Here is a 16,886-nt window from a genome sequence, read left to right as displayed (position 1 = left end):
TTCGCCGTCCGTCCCTCAGCCGAAGAAGTTCCGTACGTGCTCCAGGCCCTCGACCAAGGCGTCGACCTCGGCCGGAGTGGAGTACAGATAGAACGACGCTCGTGTGGTCGCGGGAATTCCGTACCGCAGGCAGACCGGCCGCGCGCAGTGGTGGCCGACGCGCACGGCGATGCCCTGCTCGTCCAGGACCTGGCCCACGTCGTGCGGGTGAATGTCGCCCAGGGTGAAGGAGATCGCGGAGCCGCGGCCCTCGGGGGTGTCCGGGCCGATGATCTTCAGCTCGGGCACCTCCTTCAGCCGCTTCAGCGCGTACTCGGTGATCGCGTGCTCGTGCGCGGCGATCTTGTCCATGCCGATGGCGCTCAGGTAGTCCACGGCCGCGCCGAGACCGACGGCCTGGGCAATCGGGGGCGTACCCGCCTCGAACTTGTGCGGCGCGGGCGCGTACGTCGACTCGTGCATCGAGACGGTCTCGATCATCTCGCCGCCGCCCAGGAACGGCGGGAGGTCCTCCAGCAGCTCCTGGCGGCCCCACAGCACGCCGATGCCCGTCGGGCCGAGCATCTTGTGGCCGGTGAAGGCCACGAAGTCGGCCTGCAGCGCCTGCACGTCCAGCACCATGTGCGGCGCGGCCTGCGAGGCGTCGATCAGCACCAGGGCGCCGACCTCCTGGGCGCGGCGCACGATGGCCTCGACCGGGTTGACCGTGCCCAGGATGTTGGAGACGAGCGTGAAGGAGACGATCTTCGTCTTCTCGGTGATGACCTGCTCGATGTCGTTCAGGTCGAGCCGGCCGTCGTCGGTCAGGCCGAACCACTTCAGCTTCGCGCCGGTGCGCTGCGAGAGCAGCTGCCACGGGACGATGTTGGAGTGGTGCTCCATCTCCGTGATGACGATCTCGGTCTCGCTGTCCACGCGGTAGGGCTCGTCGGCCCAGCCCAGCATGTTGGCGACCAGGTTCAGCGACTCCGAGGCGTTCTTGGTGAATATCACCTCGTCGCGGCTCGGGGCGTTGACGAACGCGGCGACCTTGTCACGGGCGCCCTCGTACAGCGCCGTGGCCTCCTCGGCGAGCGTGTGCACACCGCGGTGGACGTTGGCGTTGTAGCGCTCGTAGTACTCGCTGAGGGCGTCGATGACCTGGCGCGGCTTCTGCGAGGTCGCCGCGTTGTCCAGGTAGACGAGCTTCTTACCGTCGTGGACCAGCCGGTCCAGCACCGGGAAGTCCTTGCGGATCGCCTCGGTGTCCAGCAGGCCCGGCAGCTGCAATGTCATGCGGACGCGCCTCCCTTCACATAGGCCTCGTAGCCCTCGGCCTCCAGCTTGTCCGCCAGCTCCGGGCCGCCGGACTCGGCGATCCGCCCCGCGGCGAAGACGTGGACGTGGTCGGGCTTGATGTAGCGCAGGATGCGCGTGTAGTGGGTGATCAGCAGGGTGCCGACCTCACCGCTCTCGCGCACCCGGTTGACGCCCTCGGAGACGATGCGCAGCGCGTCGACGTCCAGGCCCGAGTCGGTCTCGTCGAGGATCGCGATCTTGGGCTTGAGCAGTTCGAGCTGGAGGATCTCGTGGCGCTTCTTCTCACCGCCGGAGAAGCCCTCGTTGACGTTGCGCTCGGCGAAGGAGGGGTCCATGTGCAGGCGCTCCATGGCCTCCTTGACCTCCTTCACCCAGGTGCGCAGCTTCGGGGCCTCGCCGCGGATGGCGGTGGCCGAGGTGCGCAGGAAGTTGGAGACGGAGACGCCGGGGACCTCGACCGGGTACTGCATGGCCAGGAAGACGCCCGCCCGGGCCCGCTCGTCGACGGACATGGCCAGCACGTCCTCGCCGTCCAGGGTCACGGTGCCACCGGTGATGGTGTACTTCGGGTGCCCGGCGAGCGAGTAGGCCAGGGTCGACTTGCCGGAGCCGTTCGGGCCCATGATGGCGTGGGTCTCGCCCTGCTTCACGGTCAGGTCGACACCGCGGAGGATCTCCCGCGGACCGCCCTCGGCCTCGACGGAGACGTGCAGGTCGTGGATCTCAAGCGTTGCCATGGGTGTCTCAGGACTCCTGGGTGACGGAGACGAGCACATCGTCCCCTTGGATCTGAACGGGGTATACGGGGACGGGCCGCGTCGCGGGCAGCCCGGACGGCTTGCCGGTCCGCAGGTCGAAGGAGGAGCCGTGCAGCCAGCACTCGATCTGGCAGTCCTCCACCTCGCCCTCGGACAGGGAGACGTTCGCGTGCGAGCAGATGTCGTTGATCGCGAACACCTCGCCCTCGGTGAGCACGACCGACACCGGAACGCCACCGAGCTCGACACGCTTGGGCGTGTCCTCCTCGAGCTCGCTCAGCGCGCAGGCGCGGACGAAACCTTCGGCGGCGGTCATACGACGGACGCCTCCAGTTCCGCGTCGATCTTCTCCAGCAGGCGCTCCTGCAGGTCGGCGACGCCGATCTGCTGGATCAGCTCGGCGAAGAAGCCGCGGACGACCAGCCGGCGGGCCTCGTCGGCCGGGATGCCGCGGGCCATCAGGTAGAACAGCTGCTCGTCCTCGAAGCGGCCGGTCGCCGAGGCGTGACCGGCGCCGACGATCTCGCCGGTCTCGATCTCCAGGTTCGGCACCGAGTCGACCCGGGCGCCGTCGGTGAGCACCAGGTTGCGGTTGAGCTCGTAGGTGTCGGTGCCCTCGGCCTCGGCGCGGATGAGCACGTCGCCGATCCACACCGCGTGCGCGTCCCGGCCCTGCAGCGCGCCCTTGTACGCCACGTTGGACCGGCAGTGCGGAGTGTCGTGGTCGATGAAGAGGCGGTGCTCCTGGTGCTGGCCCTCGTCGGTGAAGTACAGGCCGTAGAGCTCGGCCTCGCCGCCCGGGGCGCCGTAGACGACCCGCGGGTGCAGCCGCACGACGTCGCCGCCGAAGGTGACCACGACGGACTTGAAGGTCGCGTCGCGGCCGACCAGCGCGGTGTGCTGGGCCGCGTGCACGGCGGTGTCGTCCCAGTCCTGGATCGACACGACGGTCAGCTTGGCGCCGTCACCGATCAGGTACTCGACGTTGGCCGCGACGACGGCGTCACCGGTGTGGTCGATGACCACGACCGCCTCGGCGAAGGCGCCGACCTCGACGACCTGGTGGCCGAAGGCGACCCCGCCCTGGCCGTGCACCGAGATCCGCACCGGCTCGGTAAGCACCGCGTCCTTGGGGACGGAGATGACCGACGCCTTCTCGAAGGAGCTGTAGGCCTGGGCGGCGACCCGGTCCACCGGCTTGCCCGCCTTGCCGACCCGGGCGTCGTCCCGGCCGACGGTCTCGACGGTGACGCCCGCGGGGGCGTTCACCTCGACCTTGACGCCGCCACCGGTCGCGACGGCGGTGCCGTCGTGCAGACCGCGCAGCCGCTCCAGCGGGGTGAAGCGCCACTCCTCCTCGCGGCCGTTCGGCACGGGGAAGTCGGCCACGTCGTAGGACGCGGGCGCGCTGACCCGGGCGTCCCGGGGCTGGCCGACCTGGATGGCGCCTTCGGTGGTGGCACCGGCGGCCGGGATGGTTTCAGCCATGGCTGTCTTACTGCCTCTTTCTGCCTATGTGTGCTCGCTCGCCTCCGGGCGCTCGAATCCGCTTCCGACGTTCCTCGACACTGCGCTCGTTCCTCGCTTGGTCTCGTCACTTTCGGAAGCGGCGCGCCCGTTGGCTCGCTCACGGCCCTGCAGGGGCATCGGTTCGTGGTGGACGGAGCAGCCGGGCGTCAGCCGACCGCGCCCTCCATCTGCAGCTCGATCAGCCGGTTGAGCTCCAGCGCGTACTCCATGGGCAGCTCGCGCGCGATCGGCTCCACGAAGCCGCGGACGATGGTGGCCATCGCCTCGGTCTCCTCCAGGCCGCGGCTCATGAGGTAGAAGAGCTGGTCCTCGCTGACCTTGGAGACGGTCGCCTCGTGGCCCATCGACACGTCGTCCTCGCGGACGTCCACGTACGGGTAGGTGTCCGAGCGGGAGATCGTGTCCACCAGCAGCGCGTCGCACAGCACGTTCGACTTGGAGCCGGCGGCGCCCTCGCCGATCTCGATCAGGCCGCGGTAGGAGGTGCGGCCACCGCCGCGGGCCACCGACTTGGAGACGATCGAGGAGGAGGTGTTCGGCGCCATGTGCACCATCTTGGCGCCGGCGTCCTGGTGCTGGCCCTCGCCCGCGAAGGCGATCGACAGCGTCTCGCCCTTGGCGTGCTCGCCCATCAGGTAGACGGCCGGGTACTTCATCGTCACCTTGGAGCCGATGTTGCCGTCGACCCACTCCATGGTCGCGCCCTCGTACGCCACGGCGCGCTTGGTGACCAGGTTGTACACGTTGTTCGACCAGTTCTGGATCGTCGTGTAGCGGCAACGGCCGCCCTTCTTCACGATGATCTCGACCACGGCGCTGTGCAGGGAGTCCGACTTGTAGATCGGCGCCGTGCAGCCCTCGACGTAGTGGACGTAGGCGTCCTCGTCGACGATGATCAGCGTCCGCTCGAACTGGCCCATGTTCTCGGTGTTGATCCGGAAGTAGGCCTGCAGCGGGATCTCGACGTGCACGCCCTTCGGCACGTAGATGAAGGAGCCGCCGGACCACACCGCGGTGTTCAGGGAGGCGAACTTGTTGTCACCCGCCGGGATGACCGTGCCGAAGTACTCCTGGAACAGCTCCGGGTGCTCCTTCAGCGCCGTGTCGGTGTCCAGGAAGATGACGCCCTGCTCCTCCAGGTCCTCGCGGATCTGGTGGTAGACGACCTCCGACTCGTACTGCGCGGCCACACCCGCGACCAGCCGCTGCTTCTCCGCCTCGGGGATGCCCAGCTTGTCGTAGGTGTTCTTGATGTCCTCGGGCAGGTCCTCCCAGGACTCCGCCTGCTTCTCCGTGGACCGCACGAAGTACTTGATGTTGTCGAAGTCGATGCCGGACAGGTCCGAGCCCCAGGTGGGCATGGGCTTCTTCCCGAAGAGCTTCAGGCCCTTGAGACGCAGCTTGAGCATCCACTCGGGCTCGTCCTTCTTCGCGGAGATGTCGCGGACGACGTCCTCGCTCAGACCTCGACGGGCGGCGGCACCGGCTACGTCCGAGTCGGCCCAGCCATACTCGTAGTTGCCCAGACCCTCGAGTTCAGGGTGAGCCGTCTCCAGGGGGGCAGTCATGCGGGGTTCCTCCCGGCGTTGCTTGCGGTGTTGGTCGGTGCGGTGGTTCCGGCCGGCGACGCGGTCTTCGGCACGAAGGTGGTGCAGACACCGTCTCCGTGCGCGATGGTCGCCAGCCGTTGTACATGGGTGCCGAGCAGGCGCGAGAAGACCTCGGCCTCCGCCTCGCACAGCTGCGGGAACTGCTCGGCGATGTGGGCCACCGGGCAGTGGTGCTGGCAGAGCTGCTCCCCGGCGGAGGCGGGCGCGCCGCGCGTGGTGGCAGCGTACCCGTCCTGGCTGAGGGCCTTGGCGAGCGCCTGCGTGCGCTCCTCGGGGTCGGCCGCCTCGACGACCGCCCGGTAGCGCTCGGCCTGCGCGGCGACCCGGGCGCGGGCGAAGGCGGACACCGCGGCGTCGCCCTCCTCCCCGCCTCCGGCGGACTCGGCGATCCAGCGCAGGGCGTCGGCGGCGAGCTGGTCGTAGGCCTGGTCGAAGGCGTCGCGGCCGCAGTCGGTCAGCGCGAACACCTTGGCCGGGCGGCCGCGGCCGCGGTTCCCGTACACCCGCTTCTCACGCGGCTCCACCATGCCCTCGGCAAGGAGCGCGTCCAGGTGGCGACGTACGGCCGCCTGGGTCAGCCCGAGCCGTTCCGCCAGGTCGGCGGCGGTCGACGGCCCGTGGACCAGGACGGACCTGGCGACCCGGTTGCGGGTGCTCCGCTCCCCGGTCGTCTGCTCCTCCTGAGCCTCGGACACGTTTTTCACAAGACCAGTGTTGCGTAATTCATCTCGGAGAGGCAAGCGGCGGTCCCCCGGGCGGATGTCTGCTGCATCACTTAGGGAAACCTAACCTGACCTGCGGAAACGATCTTCGCCGGTGCCCGGGACCCGGCCCCCGCCCGCCGCGACCGGCGGCGGCATCGGGCGCCGCCCTCCCGGCGGAGCGCGCCCCGGGGGTTCGTAGACTTCCCGTCATGCGAATGGACCCCGCGGTCGAGGTGACCGGACTGGTCAAGCGATACGGCCCCAAGACCGCGGTGGACGGGCTCGACCTGACCGTCGCCCGGGGCACCGTGGCCGCCGTGCTCGGACCCAACGGAGCCGGCAAGACCACGACCGTCGAGACCTGCGAGGGGTACCGCCGTCCCGACGGGGGCCGGGTCCGCGTGCTGGGGCTCGACCCGGTACGGGAGACCGCCGCGCTGCGGCCCCGGATCGGCGTGATGCTGCAGTCCGGCGGCGTGTACGCCGGTGCCCGCGCCGAGGAGATGCTGCGGCACACCGCCAAGCTGCACGCCCACCCCCTCGACCCCGCGCTGCTGATCGAACGGCTCGGCCTGGAGTCCTGCGGCCGTACCCCGTACCGCCGGCTCTCCGGCGGCCAGCAGCAGCGTCTGGCGCTCGCGATGGCCGTCGTGGGCCGCCCGGAGCTGGTGTTCCTGGACGAGCCGACGGCCGGACTGGACCCGCAGGCCCGCCGCGCCACCTGGGAGCTGGTGCGCGAGCTGCGCGCCGACGGCGTCACCGTCGTCCTGACCACGCACTTCATGGACGAGGCCGAGCAGCTCGCGGACGACGTCGCGATCGTCGACAAGGGCCGCGTGATAGCGAGCGGCACCCCCGAGGAACTGTGCCGCGGCGGCGCGGAGAACACCCTGCGCTTCAACGGCCGCCCGGGCCTGGACCTCGCCTCGCTGCTCAAGGCACTGCCCGCCGACTCCGCCGCCGTGGAGCTCACCCCGGGCAGCTACCGCATCGAGGGCAAGGTCGATCCGCAGATGCTGGCCACCGTCACCTCCTGGTGCGCCCAGCACGGCGTGATGCCCGACCGCCTCGCGGTCGAGCGGCGCACCCTGGAGGACGTCTTCCTGGAGCTCACCGGCAAGGAGCTGCGTTCGTGACCGCCACCGGCACCTTCACCCCCGACCCCGGCGCGGCCCCGCTGCCCCGGATGATCGGCGCGCAGACGGCACTGGAGACCCGGATGCTGCTGCGCAACGGCGAGCAGCTGCTGCTGACCGTCGTCATCCCCACGCTGCTGCTGGTGCTCTTCAGCGCCGTCGACATCGTCGACACCGGCGCCGGCAAGGCCGTCGACTTCCTGGCCCCCGGCGTCCTCGCGCTGGCCGTGATGTCCACCGCCTTCACCGGCCAGGCCATCGCCACCGGTTTCGAGCGGCGCTACGGCGTGCTCAAGCGGCTCGGTGCGTCGCCGCTGCCGCGCTGGGCGCTGATGACCGCCAAGACCGGCTCCGTGCTGGTCACCGAGATCCTCCAGGTCGTCCTGCTCACCGTGATCGCGTTCGCCCTGGGCTGGTCGCCGCACGGCAACCCGCTCTCGGTGCTCCTGCTGCTCGCCCTGGGCACGGCGGCCTTCTCCGGCCTCGGCCTGCTGATGGCCGGCACACTCCGCGCCGAGGCCACGCTCGCCGCCGCGAACCTGGTCTTCCTGCTGCTGCTCGTCGGCGGCGGGGTGATCGTGCCGCTCGACAGGTTCCCCGGCGCTGCGCGCTCCGTCCTGGAACTGCTGCCGATCTCGGCCCTGTCGGACGGTCTGCGCGACGTCCTCCAGCACGGCGCGGGCGTGCCCTGGGGCGACCTCGGGATCCTTGCCGTGTGGGCGGTGCTGGGGCTCGGCGCGGCGGCGCGCTGGTTCAGGTGGGAATGACGCGGTCCCCGTAGTGGGCGAAGCCGGCGTCCTTCCGCTGGTCGACGCCGCTTCTGTCCCCGTCCCCTCCCCTGGGCGTCCCCCTCGTGAAGGAATGCACAAGGGGGCCCCTACGATGGTGGCCGTGCCGAATCTCAGCCAAGCAGGCCAAGCCGTGCGAAACCCCCTGGCCTTCATCGCCCAGCGCTGGACCCCGTCCCCCGAGACGGTCCGGCGGGCCGCGCTGGCCGCGCTCGTGATGAGCGTCGTCATCGTGGTGACCGGCGGCGCCGTCCGGCTGACCGGTTCCGGTCTCGGCTGCCCGACCTGGCCCAAGTGCACCGACGACAGCCTCACCGCGACCGGCGCCATGGGGCTGCACGGGGCGATCGAGTTCGCCAACCGCATGCTGACCTACGTGCTGTGCGCGGCCGTCGGCTGGGCGATCATCGCCGCGCGGGCCGCGGAGCCGTGGCGGCGCGGGCTGACCCGGCTGGGCTGGGCCCAGTTCTGGGTCGTCATGGGCAACGCCGTACTCGGCGGCATCACCGTCCTGACCGGTCTCAACCCGTACACCGTCGCCGCGCACTTCCTGCTCTCCAGCGCGCTGATCGCCGTCGCGCTGCTGATGTGGCAGCGGGCCGGCGAGGGCGACGCGGGACCGCGCCCCCTGGTCGGCAAGCCGGTCAGGCAGCTGGCGTGGGTGCTGGTCGCCGCCTCCGCGGCGCTCATCGCGGTCGGCACGCTCGTGACGGGGGCGGGGCCGCACGCGGGCGACAGCAGCGATGTGCCGCGCGTCCCGGTGAAGTGGGAGACCATCTCGCAGCTCCACGCCGACCTGGCGTGGGTGGTGTGCGGGCTGGCGATCGCGCTGTGGTTCGTGCTGCGCGCCGTCGACGCCCCCGGGGGACCGCGGGCCCGGGTGCGGGACCTGCTGATCGTGCTGCTGGCGCAGGGCGTCATCGGCTACGTCCAGTACTTCACGAAGCTGCCCGAGGTGCTGGTGGCCCTCCACATGCTCGGCTCGACGCTGGTGTGGATCGCGGTGCTGCGGGTGCTGCTGTCGATGCGGGAGCGGCCGGAGACCGAGCCCGGCGAGGCGCCGGTGACCGAGGCCGTCGCAGCCGCCCCCGAGCCCGCGCCGGCCGCCTAGCCGCCACCGGCCCGGTCAGCCGAGCCGGTACAGCCGTCGCGCGTTGTCCGCGGCCACCATGGCCGCGACGCGCCGGGCGTCGGCCGCCGACCAGGCACCGTCCGCGACCCAGCCGCCCAGCACGTCGCGCACCGCGCCGCGGAAGACCTCGGCGCCGGTCACGTACAGCTCGGGCAGCCCGTAGGCGTCCGTGGAGAACAGCAGCTTCCCGAACGGCGCCAGCTCCAGGAACTCCGCGAGGACCGCGCCCGCCCGTGCCCCCACATGGGTGAGGGCCAGACCCACGTCCGCGTGCACGTGGGGGAAGACGTTCGCCAGGTAGGCCGCCTGACGGTGGTACGGGTAGCAGTGCAGCAGCACCAGGGCGATCCCCGTGCCCGCGGTCGCCCGGGCGAAGTCCGTCAGCAGCGCCGGATCGGCGTGGTCGAGCCGCAGGTCCGGGTCGCCGAATCCGGTGTGCAGTTGCAGCGGCAGCCCGGTCGCGACGGCCGTCCACAGCAGGTGCCGCAGCAGGACGGGGTGGTCGAGCCGGGTGCCGCCGGCGCGCCGCGCGTCCAGCCACGCCCCGGCGGCGTGCCGCACCTCACCGGGCGCCGGGGGCTCCGGGGCCAGGCCCAGTCCGTGGCGGTAGGCGGCGATCGACTTGAAGCCGGCGGCGGTGCGCGCGGCGGCGTGGACCGCCTCGGCGATGCCCTCGACCAGGGCCCCGGGCGAGTCGCAGGTCCCGGCGACGTCCTCGGCGAGCCGTTCCAGCCGCACGATCTCCCGCTGCGCTCCCCCACCCGCCGCGGCCAGCTCCGCGGGCGTCGTCAGGTCGCCCGTCAGTCCGGTGTCGACGACGTACGTGCCGATGCCGCTGCCGTGCAGCAGCCGGTGCGTGGTCTCGTGCGACCCGAGCTCACGGCGCCGTGCGAGGTAGCTCGCCGGCGGGCAGTGCGGCTCCAGGCCGAGCAGCGGCGGGCACCAGCGGCGCACGGCGAAGCCGGTCTGGGTGTCGAAGTAGGTGGTGCCGGGCGCCGCGGGCGCGTCGGACTCGGTGAGGTACCCCTCGAAGGCCGCGATGCCGAGCTCGCCGCGGACGACGCCGTGGCAGTGGTGGTCGACCAGCGGCGGCAGCTCGATCACCAGCGCCACCGGGTGGCCTCCGCGAGCTCGGCGGGACCGTACTCGGCCAAAGCCTCGGACTCGGCGCGCCGCACCGCGACCACCGCGCCGAACAGCGCCTCCCCCAGCGCCTCCTTCAGCGTCCCGCTGCGCACCAGGTGCGAGACGGCCTCGCTGAGCGAGGTCGGCAGCCGTTTCTGGTCGCCGCGCTCGCCGGGATCGCCGCTGACCGGAGGGGGCAGCGTTCCCGCGCCGTCGCGCAGGCCGGCCAGGCCCGCCGCGATGACGGAGCCGACCAGGAGATAGGGGTTGGCCGCCGCGTCGAACGGCTTGAGCTCGGCGTGGCCGCCGTCGGGGTCGTCGGACTCGCCCGGCACCAGGCGCAGCGCCGCCTCGCGGTTCTCCACGCCCCAGCAGCGGTGCACGCCGGCCCAGTGGGAGGGGACGAGCCGCAGGTAGCTGGCCGGGGACGGGGCGCCGATGGCGCAGAGGGCGGGCAGGGCGTCGAGCACGGCCGCCAGGAAGGTGTTCGCGGCGGGCGCCAGGCCGTACGGGGTGCTGGGGTCGCGGTGCAGGTTGTGCCCGTGCTCGCGCAGGCTCAGGTGCAGGTGGCAGCCGTTGCCTACCTGCCCGGCGACGACGGTCGGGGCGAAGGAGGCGCGCAGGCCGTGGGCGGCGCTGACGGCGCGTACGGTCTCGCGGACGAGGACGACCTCGTCGGCGGCGCGCACCGGGTCGGCGGGCGCGGTGGAGACCTCGAACTGGCCGGGCGCGTACTCGGGGTGCACCTGCAGCACCTCGATGCGCTGCGCGGCGAGCGCGTCGTGCAGGTCGAGCAGGTAGTCCGAGAGTTCGGTCACCCGCGTCAGGCCGTAGGCCGGGCCGCGGGAGGCCCAGTCGCCGCTGCCGTCGTCCTTGACCACGACCCACTCGGTCTCGAAGCCCATCCGCAGCTCCAGGCCGCGCTCGGCGGCCCGCTCCGTCATGCGCCGGGCGAACAGCCGCTGGCAGGCGGGGTGCGGGCGGCCTTCCTGGTCGTAGCGGTCGGCCGGGGCCCAGGCCCAGCCGGGGCGGGCGGCCAGCACGGTGAGGCGGTCCAGGTCGGGGAAGAGACGCAGGTCACCGTCGGGGCCGGCGATGTGCGGGGAGGAGGTGATGGCGTCGTCGGAGGTGAAGACGTCGAAGACCGGCGACATGCCCACCCCGCGGTGCGCGGCGTGCGGCAGCCGGGCGGGCGGCACGGTCTTGGCCCTGCTGATGCCCGCGTTGTCGACCCAGCTGACGGCGACCGCGCGCACGCCCTCCGCGGACAGCCGCGCCGCTTCCCGGCGGGCCGTCAGCCGCCGTTCGTCCCGTTCCTCGGTCTCCACCGACGCCTCCTCGTACCGGCCCGTCCGGTCGACCGGACCACTCCCATGGTGGTCCTAACGGGCGGGCCCGGCGTCAGGTGTTGGCGCGTCCGCCGATCTGGATCCCGGCCATCCGCGACCACTCGTAGCGGCCGGTGTGCACCTTGGCCGCCAGGTCGCCGTCGAAGGACTCGTGCACCGTGATCCCGGAGCGCTCGACGGCGCTGCGGGCGATGTCGTACGTGGGCGCCACCAGGTCGCCCCACTCGCCGTTCTCGCCGACGAGCACGATGCGGGTGCCGACCTCGCCGATGTACGCGATCTGGCCCTCGGCGCCGCCGCCGTGGCTCTTGGCGAACGCGGTGATCTGCTTCGCCAGGCGGGCGGCGCGGCGCTCGGCACGGGCCGCGGCCCGGCGGTCCGCGGCCTGGGTGACTGCTTCCTGGGTCTCTGCCATGAAGGGAATGCTACCCGCCGGTAATCAGCGCAGGAAGGGGTCCACGGCGACGGCGACGAACAGCAGCGTCGCGTAGGTGATCGACCAGTGGAACAGCCGCATCTCCTTCAGCTTGGCGCCGACCACACCGGCCTTCGCCCGCCCGTACAGGGCGTGCGCCTCGACCAGCCAGAAGGCGCCCAGCAGCACGGCGGCGGCCGCGTAGAACCAGCCCGCCGCGCCGAGCGGCCACCACAGGGTGAGCGAGACCAGCACCATCACCCAGCTGTAGATGACGATCTGCCGGCCCACCACGACGTTGCCCGCCACGACCGGCAGCATGGGCACGCCGACGCGCGCGTAGTCGTCCTTCACCTTCATCGACAGCGGCCAGTAGTGCGGCGGCGTCCAGAAGAAGAGGACGAGGAAGAGGACGAACGGCGCCCAGGCCAGTTCGTCCCGCACCGCCGACCACCCGATGAGCACCTGCATGCAGCCCGCGATGCCGCCCCAGACGATGTTCTGGGCCGTGCGGCGCTTGAGGCCGAGGGTGTAGACGAAGACGTAGTAGAGGATGGCCGTGAGGGACAGCGCCGCCGACAGCGGGTTGACGAGCACCCAGAACCAGGCGGTGGAAACCACCGAAAGCGTGATGCCGAAGACCAGGCACTCCCACGGCGCGACCATGCCGGTCACCAGCGGGCGCTGCTCCGTACGGTGCATGAGCGCGTCGATGTCACGGTCGATGTACATGTTGAGGGCGTTCGCGCCGCCCGCCGACATGTAGCCGCCGATCATGGTCGTCGCGACCAGCCAGAGGTCGGGCACACCACCCGCCGCAAGGAACATCACCGGAACCGTCGTGATGAGCAGCAGCTCGATGATGCGCGGCTTGGTCAGCGCCACGAACGCCATCACACGGGCACCGAACGGCCGGTGGCGATGGCTCGATCCGATGGCTCCGGCGGGCCGGGATTCGACGGCCGTCACGAACACCCCTGAGGAAAAGTCCAGCAAGCGGCTCCGCTTGCGCGTACCACGCCACTTTAGACGTAGCGGATACTCCACCCGCGCTCGGGGGTGGCACGTGTTGGCCTCCATAGCGCAAGAGAGGCGCAACCTGAAGGTGTTCTGTGTTCAACAGGCGAAGAAACGCTGACCGGGGCACGCTGGTGACACCACCGGTGCCGGGGAGGGAATGTGGCTGCCCGGGGATCGGTTGCCGCAGGCGTCGAGCCCGCACTCGAATAGGTGCACGTACGTGCAGGGGTAGGCTCGGCAACGCCCGGTGTGCACTTCGTCACCGGCGTAATACATGTGGAGAGGAGCCCTCTCAGGTGAGCACCGAGCCGACCACCACCGAGCTGGAGTGGACCGAGCTTGACAGGCGTGCGGTTGACACCGCCCGGGTTCTGGCGATGGATGCCGTGCAGAAGGTCGGCAACGGCCATCCGGGTACGGCGATGAGCCTCGCCCCCGCGGCCTACCTGCTGTTCCAGAAGCTGATGCGGCACGACCCCTCGGACGCCGGGTGGACCGGTCGCGACCGCTTCGTCCTCTCGCCGGGACACACGTCCCTGACGCTTTACACGCAGCTCTTCCTTTCGGGGTACGGCCTGGAGCTGGAGGACCTCAAGGCCTTCCGCACCTGGGGCTCGCGCACCCCCGGCCACCCCGAGCACGGTCACACGACGGGTGTGGAGACCACCACCGGCCCGCTGGGCCAGGGTGTCGCCAACGCGGTGGGCATGGCGATGGCCGCCCGCTACGAGCGCGGCCTGTTCGACCCGGACGCGGCGCCGGGCGAGTCGGTCTTCGACCACACCATCTGGGCGATCGTCTCCGACGGCGACCTGGAGGAGGGCATCTCCGCCGAGGCGTCCTCGCTGGCCGGGCACCAGAAGCTGGGCAATCTGATCGCCCTCTACGACGACAACCACATCTCGATCGAGGGCGACACCGCGACCGCCTTCTCCGAGGACGTGCTGAAGCGCTACGAGGCCTACGGCTGGCACGTGCAGCGCATCGAGCAGGACCCCTCGGGCGACTTCGACGTCCAGGCCCTGTACGCCGCCTTCGCGAAGGCCAAGGCCGTCACCGACCGCCCCTCGATCATCGCGGCCCGCACGATCATCGCCTGGCCCGCCCCGAACGCGCAGAACACCGAGGCCGCCCACGGCTCGGCACTGGGCGACAGCGAGGTCGCGGCCACCAAGAAGGTGCTGGGCTTCGACCCCGAGCAGGACTTCGAGGTCGTCCCCGAGGTGCTGGCGCACGCACGCAAGGTCGCCGACCGCGGCCGCGAGGCCCACGCGGAGTGGACCAAGCGGTTCGAGGAGTGGCGCTCCGCCAACCCGGAGCGGGCCAGGACCTTCGACCGTATCCACGCCGGCGAGCTCCCGGCCGGCTGGGAGGACGTCGTCCCGGAGTTCCCCGCGGGCAAGGACGTCGCCACCCGCAAGGCCTCCGGTGAGGTGCTGAAGGCGCTGGGCGGCGTGATCCCCGAGCTGTGGGGCGGCTCCGCCGACCTGGCGGGCTCGAACCTCACCACCATCGACGCCTCGTCCTCGTTCCTCCCGGCGGACAACCCGCTGCCGGAGGCGAACCCGTACGGCCGCACCGTGCACTTCGGCATCCGCGAGCACGCCATGGGCTCGACCATGAACGGCATCGCGCTGCACGGCAACACCCGCGTCTACGGCGGCACCTTCCTGGTGTTCTCCGACTACATGCGCCCGGCGGTCCGCCTGGCGGCGCTGATGAAGCTGCCGGTCTCCTACGTCTGGACGCACGACTCCATCGGCCTGGGCGAGGACGGCCCGACCCACCAGCCGATCGAGCACCTGGCAGCGCTGCGCGCCATCCCCGGCCTCAACGTCGTCCGGCCGGCCGACGCCAACGAGACGGCGATCGCCTGGGCGGAGATCCTGCGCCGCCACACGGCCAAGCCCGCCCCGCACGGCGTGGCGCTGACCCGGCAGAACGTGCCGACCTACCCGGCGAACGAGGACGCGGCCAAGGGCGGGTACGTGCTGTTCGACGCCGAGGGCGGCCAGCCTCAGGTGATCCTGATCGCGACCGGCTCCGAGGTGCAGCTGGCCGTCGAGGCCCGCGAGCAGCTGCAGGCCGACGGCATCCCGGCGCGCGTGGTCTCCATGCCGTCCGTGGAGTGGTTCGAGGAGCAGGACCAGGCCTACCGCGACAGCGTCATCCCGCCGAACGTGCGGGCGCGGGTCGCCGTCGAGGCCGGCATCGGGCTGACCTGGCACCGTTTCGTCGGTGACGCGGGCCGGATCGTGTCCCTGGAGCACTTCGGGGCAAGCGCCGATTACAAGGTCCTCTACCGCGAGTTCGGTCTGACCGCGGAGGCCGTGGCCGCCGCAGCGCGCGACTCGCTCGCCGCCGCCGCACGCTGACGCACGGACCCATACGACGTACCGAGGAGATGCAGAACCCATGACAGACGCACTCAAGCGCCTCTCCGACGAGGGCGTGGCGATCTGGCTCGACGACCTGTCCCGCAAGCGGATCACCTCCGGCAACCTGGCCGAGCTCATGGACCAGAGCCACGTGGTCGGTGTCACCACCAACCCCTCGATCTTCCAGAAGGCGATCTCCAGCGGGGACGGCTACGAGCAGCAGCTCACCGACCTCGCCGCCCGGAAGCTGACGGTGGACGAGGCCCTGCGCATGATCACCACCGCTGACGTGCGCGACGCCGCCGACGTGCTGCGCCCGCTGTACGACGCCAGCGGCGGCCAGGACGGCCGGGTGTCCATCGAGGTCGACCCGCGTCTGGCGCACAACACCGCCGCCACCATCGCCGAGGCCAAGCAGCTCGCCTGGCTGGTTGACCGGCCCAACACCCTGATCAAGATCCCGGCCACCAAGGCGGGCCTGCCGGCCATCACCGAGGTGATCGGCCGGGGCATCAGCGTCAACGTCACGCTGATCTTCTCCCTGGAGCGCTACCGCGAGGTCATGGACGCCTACCTGGCGGGCCTGGAGAAGGCCCGGGCCGCGGGCCTGGACCTCTCCCTGATCCGCTCGGTGGCCTCCTTCTTCGTCTCGCGGGTGGACACCGAGATCGACAAGCGCCTGGAGAAGCTGGGCAGCGACGAGGCCAAGTCCCTCAAGGGCAAGGCCGCCGTCGCCAACGCCCGGCTCGCCTACCAGGCGTACGAGGAGGTCTTCTCCTCCGACCGCTGGCAGGCGCTGGAGCACGAGGGCGCGCACAAGCAGCGTCCGCTGTGGGCCTCCACCGGCGTGAAGGACCCGTCCTACCCCGACACCCTGTACGTGACCGAGCTGGTCGCCCCGGGCATCGTCAACACCATGCCCGAGGCCACGCTCGACGCGGTGGCCGACCACGGTGAGGTCACCGGCGACACCATCCGCGGCACGTACGAGCAGTCCCAGGGCGAGCTGGACGCGATCGCCGCGCTCGGCATCTCGTACGACGACGTCGTCCAGCTGCTGGAGGACGAGGGCGTCGAGAAGTTCGCGGCGTCCTGGAACGAGCTGCTGGGCTCGACCGAGGCCGAGCTCAAGCGCCTGGCGCCGAAGGAGGCGTAAGCACGTTGAGCAGCGCCAACCCGCTGCGTGACGCATCGGACCGACGGCTCCCGCGCATCGCGGGACCGTCGGGCCTGGTGATCTTCGGCGTCACGGGCGATTTGTCACGTAAAAAGCTGATGCCTGCCGTGTACGACCTGGCCAACCGCGGGCTGCTGCCGCCGGGCTTCTCGCTCGTCGGCTTCGCCCGCCGCGACTGGGCGGACGAGGACTTCGCGCAGGTCGTCCACGACTCCGTCAAGGAGCACGCGCGCACCCCCTTCCGCGAGGAGGTCTGGCAGCAGCTCTCCGAGGGGATGCGGTTCGTCCCCGGCGACTTCGACGACGACCAGGCCTTCGAGAAGCTGCGCGGCACGGTCGACGAACTGGACAAGGCCCGCGGTACCGGCGGCAACTTCGCCTTCTACCTCTCGGTGCCGCCCAAGTTCTTCCCGACCGTGGTCCAGCAGCTGAAGAAGCACGGGCTGTCCGACCCGCCCGAGGGCT

General features: G+C 71.2%; 15 protein-coding genes and 1 pseudogene. 6 read left to right on the top strand and 10 right to left on the bottom strand.

The window, feature by feature from the left end; all coding sequences use genetic code 11:
- Positions 1–15: 15 nt before the first annotated feature.
- The 6 genes from PV341_RS24175 to PV341_RS24150 form a co-directional block, all read right to left on the bottom strand.
- Entirely contained in the window at positions 16–1,275 is a 1,260-nt protein-coding gene (locus tag PV341_RS24175) for a cysteine desulfurase (protein WP_500358951.1), read from the bottom strand.
- On the bottom strand, positions 1,272–2,036 hold the full coding sequence (gene sufC / locus PV341_RS24170) for a Fe-S cluster assembly ATPase SufC (RefSeq protein WP_500327254.1): 765 nt from the start codon (positions 2,034–2,036) through the stop codon (positions 1,272–1,274). The genes PV341_RS24175 and sufC overlap by 4 nt, the downstream gene beginning before the upstream one ends.
- Before the next feature lie 7 nt (positions 2,037–2,043).
- The gene (locus tag PV341_RS24165) at positions 2,044–2,373 is read right to left on the bottom strand and encodes a non-heme iron oxygenase ferredoxin subunit (RefSeq protein WP_396348051.1); all 330 of its coding nucleotides are present in this window, start codon (positions 2,371–2,373) and stop codon (positions 2,044–2,046) included.
- The gene (sufD, locus tag PV341_RS24160) at positions 2,370–3,545 is read right to left on the bottom strand and encodes a Fe-S cluster assembly protein SufD (protein WP_499511220.1); all 1,176 of its coding nucleotides are present in this window, start codon (positions 3,543–3,545) and stop codon (positions 2,370–2,372) included. The genes PV341_RS24165 and sufD overlap by 4 nt, the downstream gene beginning before the upstream one ends.
- Before the next feature lie 188 nt (positions 3,546–3,733).
- A complete protein-coding gene (sufB, locus tag PV341_RS24155; protein WP_499511221.1) occupies positions 3,734–5,155 on the bottom strand; it encodes a Fe-S cluster assembly protein SufB in 1,422 nt (473 codons plus the stop codon).
- Complete coding sequence (locus PV341_RS24150; protein WP_500327251.1) at positions 5,152–5,901, bottom strand: helix-turn-helix transcriptional regulator; 750 nt, start codon at positions 5,899–5,901, stop codon at positions 5,152–5,154. The genes sufB and PV341_RS24150 overlap by 4 nt, the downstream gene beginning before the upstream one ends.
- Before the next feature lie 209 nt (positions 5,902–6,110).
- Here PV341_RS24150 and PV341_RS24145 point away from each other — a divergent pair, with 209 nt between their 5' ends.
- The 3 genes from PV341_RS24145 to PV341_RS24135 all read left to right on the top strand — a co-directional run bounded on the left by PV341_RS24145 (position 6,111) and on the right by PV341_RS24135 (position 8,936).
- Positions 6,111–7,037: an ABC transporter ATP-binding protein gene (locus PV341_RS24145; RefSeq protein WP_500327250.1), complete on the top strand. Its 927-nt coding sequence runs from the start codon at positions 6,111–6,113 to the stop codon at positions 7,035–7,037.
- Positions 7,038–7,087: 50 nt separating this feature from the next.
- A complete protein-coding gene (locus tag PV341_RS24140; protein ID WP_500327419.1) occupies positions 7,088–7,804 on the top strand; it encodes an ABC transporter permease in 717 nt (238 codons plus the stop codon).
- Positions 7,805–7,919: 115 nt separating this feature from the next.
- Entirely contained in the window at positions 7,920–8,936 is a 1,017-nt protein-coding gene (locus PV341_RS24135) for a COX15/CtaA family protein (RefSeq protein ID WP_500327248.1), read from the top strand.
- 15 nt (positions 8,937–8,951) lie between these two features.
- On the opposite strand, the gene PV341_RS24130 is transcribed toward PV341_RS24135, so the two are convergent.
- The 4 genes from PV341_RS24130 to PV341_RS24115 form a co-directional block, all read right to left on the bottom strand.
- Entirely contained in the window at positions 8,952–10,061 is a 1,110-nt protein-coding gene (locus PV341_RS24130; RefSeq protein WP_500327417.1) for an amidohydrolase family protein, read from the bottom strand.
- Entirely contained in the window at positions 10,058–11,410 is a 1,353-nt protein-coding gene (locus PV341_RS24125) for a glutamine synthetase family protein (RefSeq protein ID WP_500327246.1), read from the bottom strand. The genes PV341_RS24130 and PV341_RS24125 overlap by 4 nt, the downstream gene beginning before the upstream one ends.
- 73 nt (positions 11,411–11,483) lie before the next feature.
- The gene (locus PV341_RS24120; protein WP_500358950.1) at positions 11,484–11,846 is read right to left on the bottom strand and encodes a hypothetical protein; all 363 of its coding nucleotides are present in this window, start codon (positions 11,844–11,846) and stop codon (positions 11,484–11,486) included.
- A 24-nt stretch (positions 11,847–11,870) separates the two neighbouring features.
- Complete coding sequence (locus tag PV341_RS24115; RefSeq protein ID WP_500327244.1) at positions 11,871–12,815, bottom strand: heme o synthase; 945 nt, start codon at positions 12,813–12,815, stop codon at positions 11,871–11,873.
- A 347-nt stretch (positions 12,816–13,162) separates the two neighbouring features.
- Here PV341_RS24115 and tkt point away from each other — a divergent pair, with 347 nt between their 5' ends.
- The 3 genes and pseudogenes from tkt to PV341_RS24100 form a co-directional block, all read left to right on the top strand.
- The gene (gene tkt / locus PV341_RS24110; protein ID WP_500327242.1) at positions 13,163–15,241 is read left to right on the top strand and encodes a transketolase; all 2,079 of its coding nucleotides are present in this window, start codon (positions 13,163–13,165) and stop codon (positions 15,239–15,241) included.
- Between the two features lie 40 nt (positions 15,242–15,281).
- Entirely contained in the window at positions 15,282–16,400 is a 1,119-nt protein-coding gene (gene tal, locus PV341_RS24105; RefSeq protein WP_500327240.1) for a transaldolase, read from the top strand.
- Between the two features lie 5 nt (positions 16,401–16,405).
- Positions 16,406–16,886 (top strand): annotated as a pseudogene (locus tag PV341_RS24100) (glucose-6-phosphate dehydrogenase); the annotation flags it as partial.

Source organism: Streptomyces sp. PA03-1a (assembly GCF_033792805.1).
GTDB lineage: Bacteria > Actinomycetota > Actinomycetes > Streptomycetales > Streptomycetaceae > Actinacidiphila.
Note: the sequence above shows the minus strand (reverse complement) of the source record. Positions and strands in the feature narration are given on the sequence as shown.

Coding starts and splice junctions, on each gene's coding strand:
- PV341_RS24145 (WP_500327250.1), top strand. CDS start 6,111: ATGCGAATGGACCCCGCGGTCGAGGTGACCGGACTGGTCAAGCGATAC.
- sufD (WP_499511220.1), bottom strand. CDS start 3,545: ATGGCTGAAACCATCCCGGCCGCCGGTGCCACCACCGAAGGCGCCATC.
- PV341_RS24120 (WP_500358950.1), bottom strand. CDS start 11,846: ATGGCAGAGACCCAGGAAGCAGTCACCCAGGCCGCGGACCGCCGGGCC.
- PV341_RS24175 (WP_500358951.1), bottom strand. CDS start 1,275: ATGACATTGCAGCTGCCGGGCCTGCTGGACACCGAGGCGATCCGCAAG.
- tal (WP_500327240.1), top strand. CDS start 15,282: ATGACAGACGCACTCAAGCGCCTCTCCGACGAGGGCGTGGCGATCTGG.
- PV341_RS24135 (WP_500327248.1), top strand. CDS start 7,920: ATGGTGGCCGTGCCGAATCTCAGCCAAGCAGGCCAAGCCGTGCGAAAC.
- PV341_RS24140 (WP_500327419.1), top strand. CDS start 7,088: ATGATCGGCGCGCAGACGGCACTGGAGACCCGGATGCTGCTGCGCAAC.
- sufC (WP_500327254.1), bottom strand. CDS start 2,036: ATGGCAACGCTTGAGATCCACGACCTGCACGTCTCCGTCGAGGCCGAG.
- PV341_RS24165 (WP_396348051.1), bottom strand. CDS start 2,373: ATGACCGCCGCCGAAGGTTTCGTCCGCGCCTGCGCGCTGAGCGAGCTC.
- sufB (WP_499511221.1), bottom strand. CDS start 5,155: ATGACTGCCCCCCTGGAGACGGCTCACCCTGAACTCGAGGGTCTGGGC.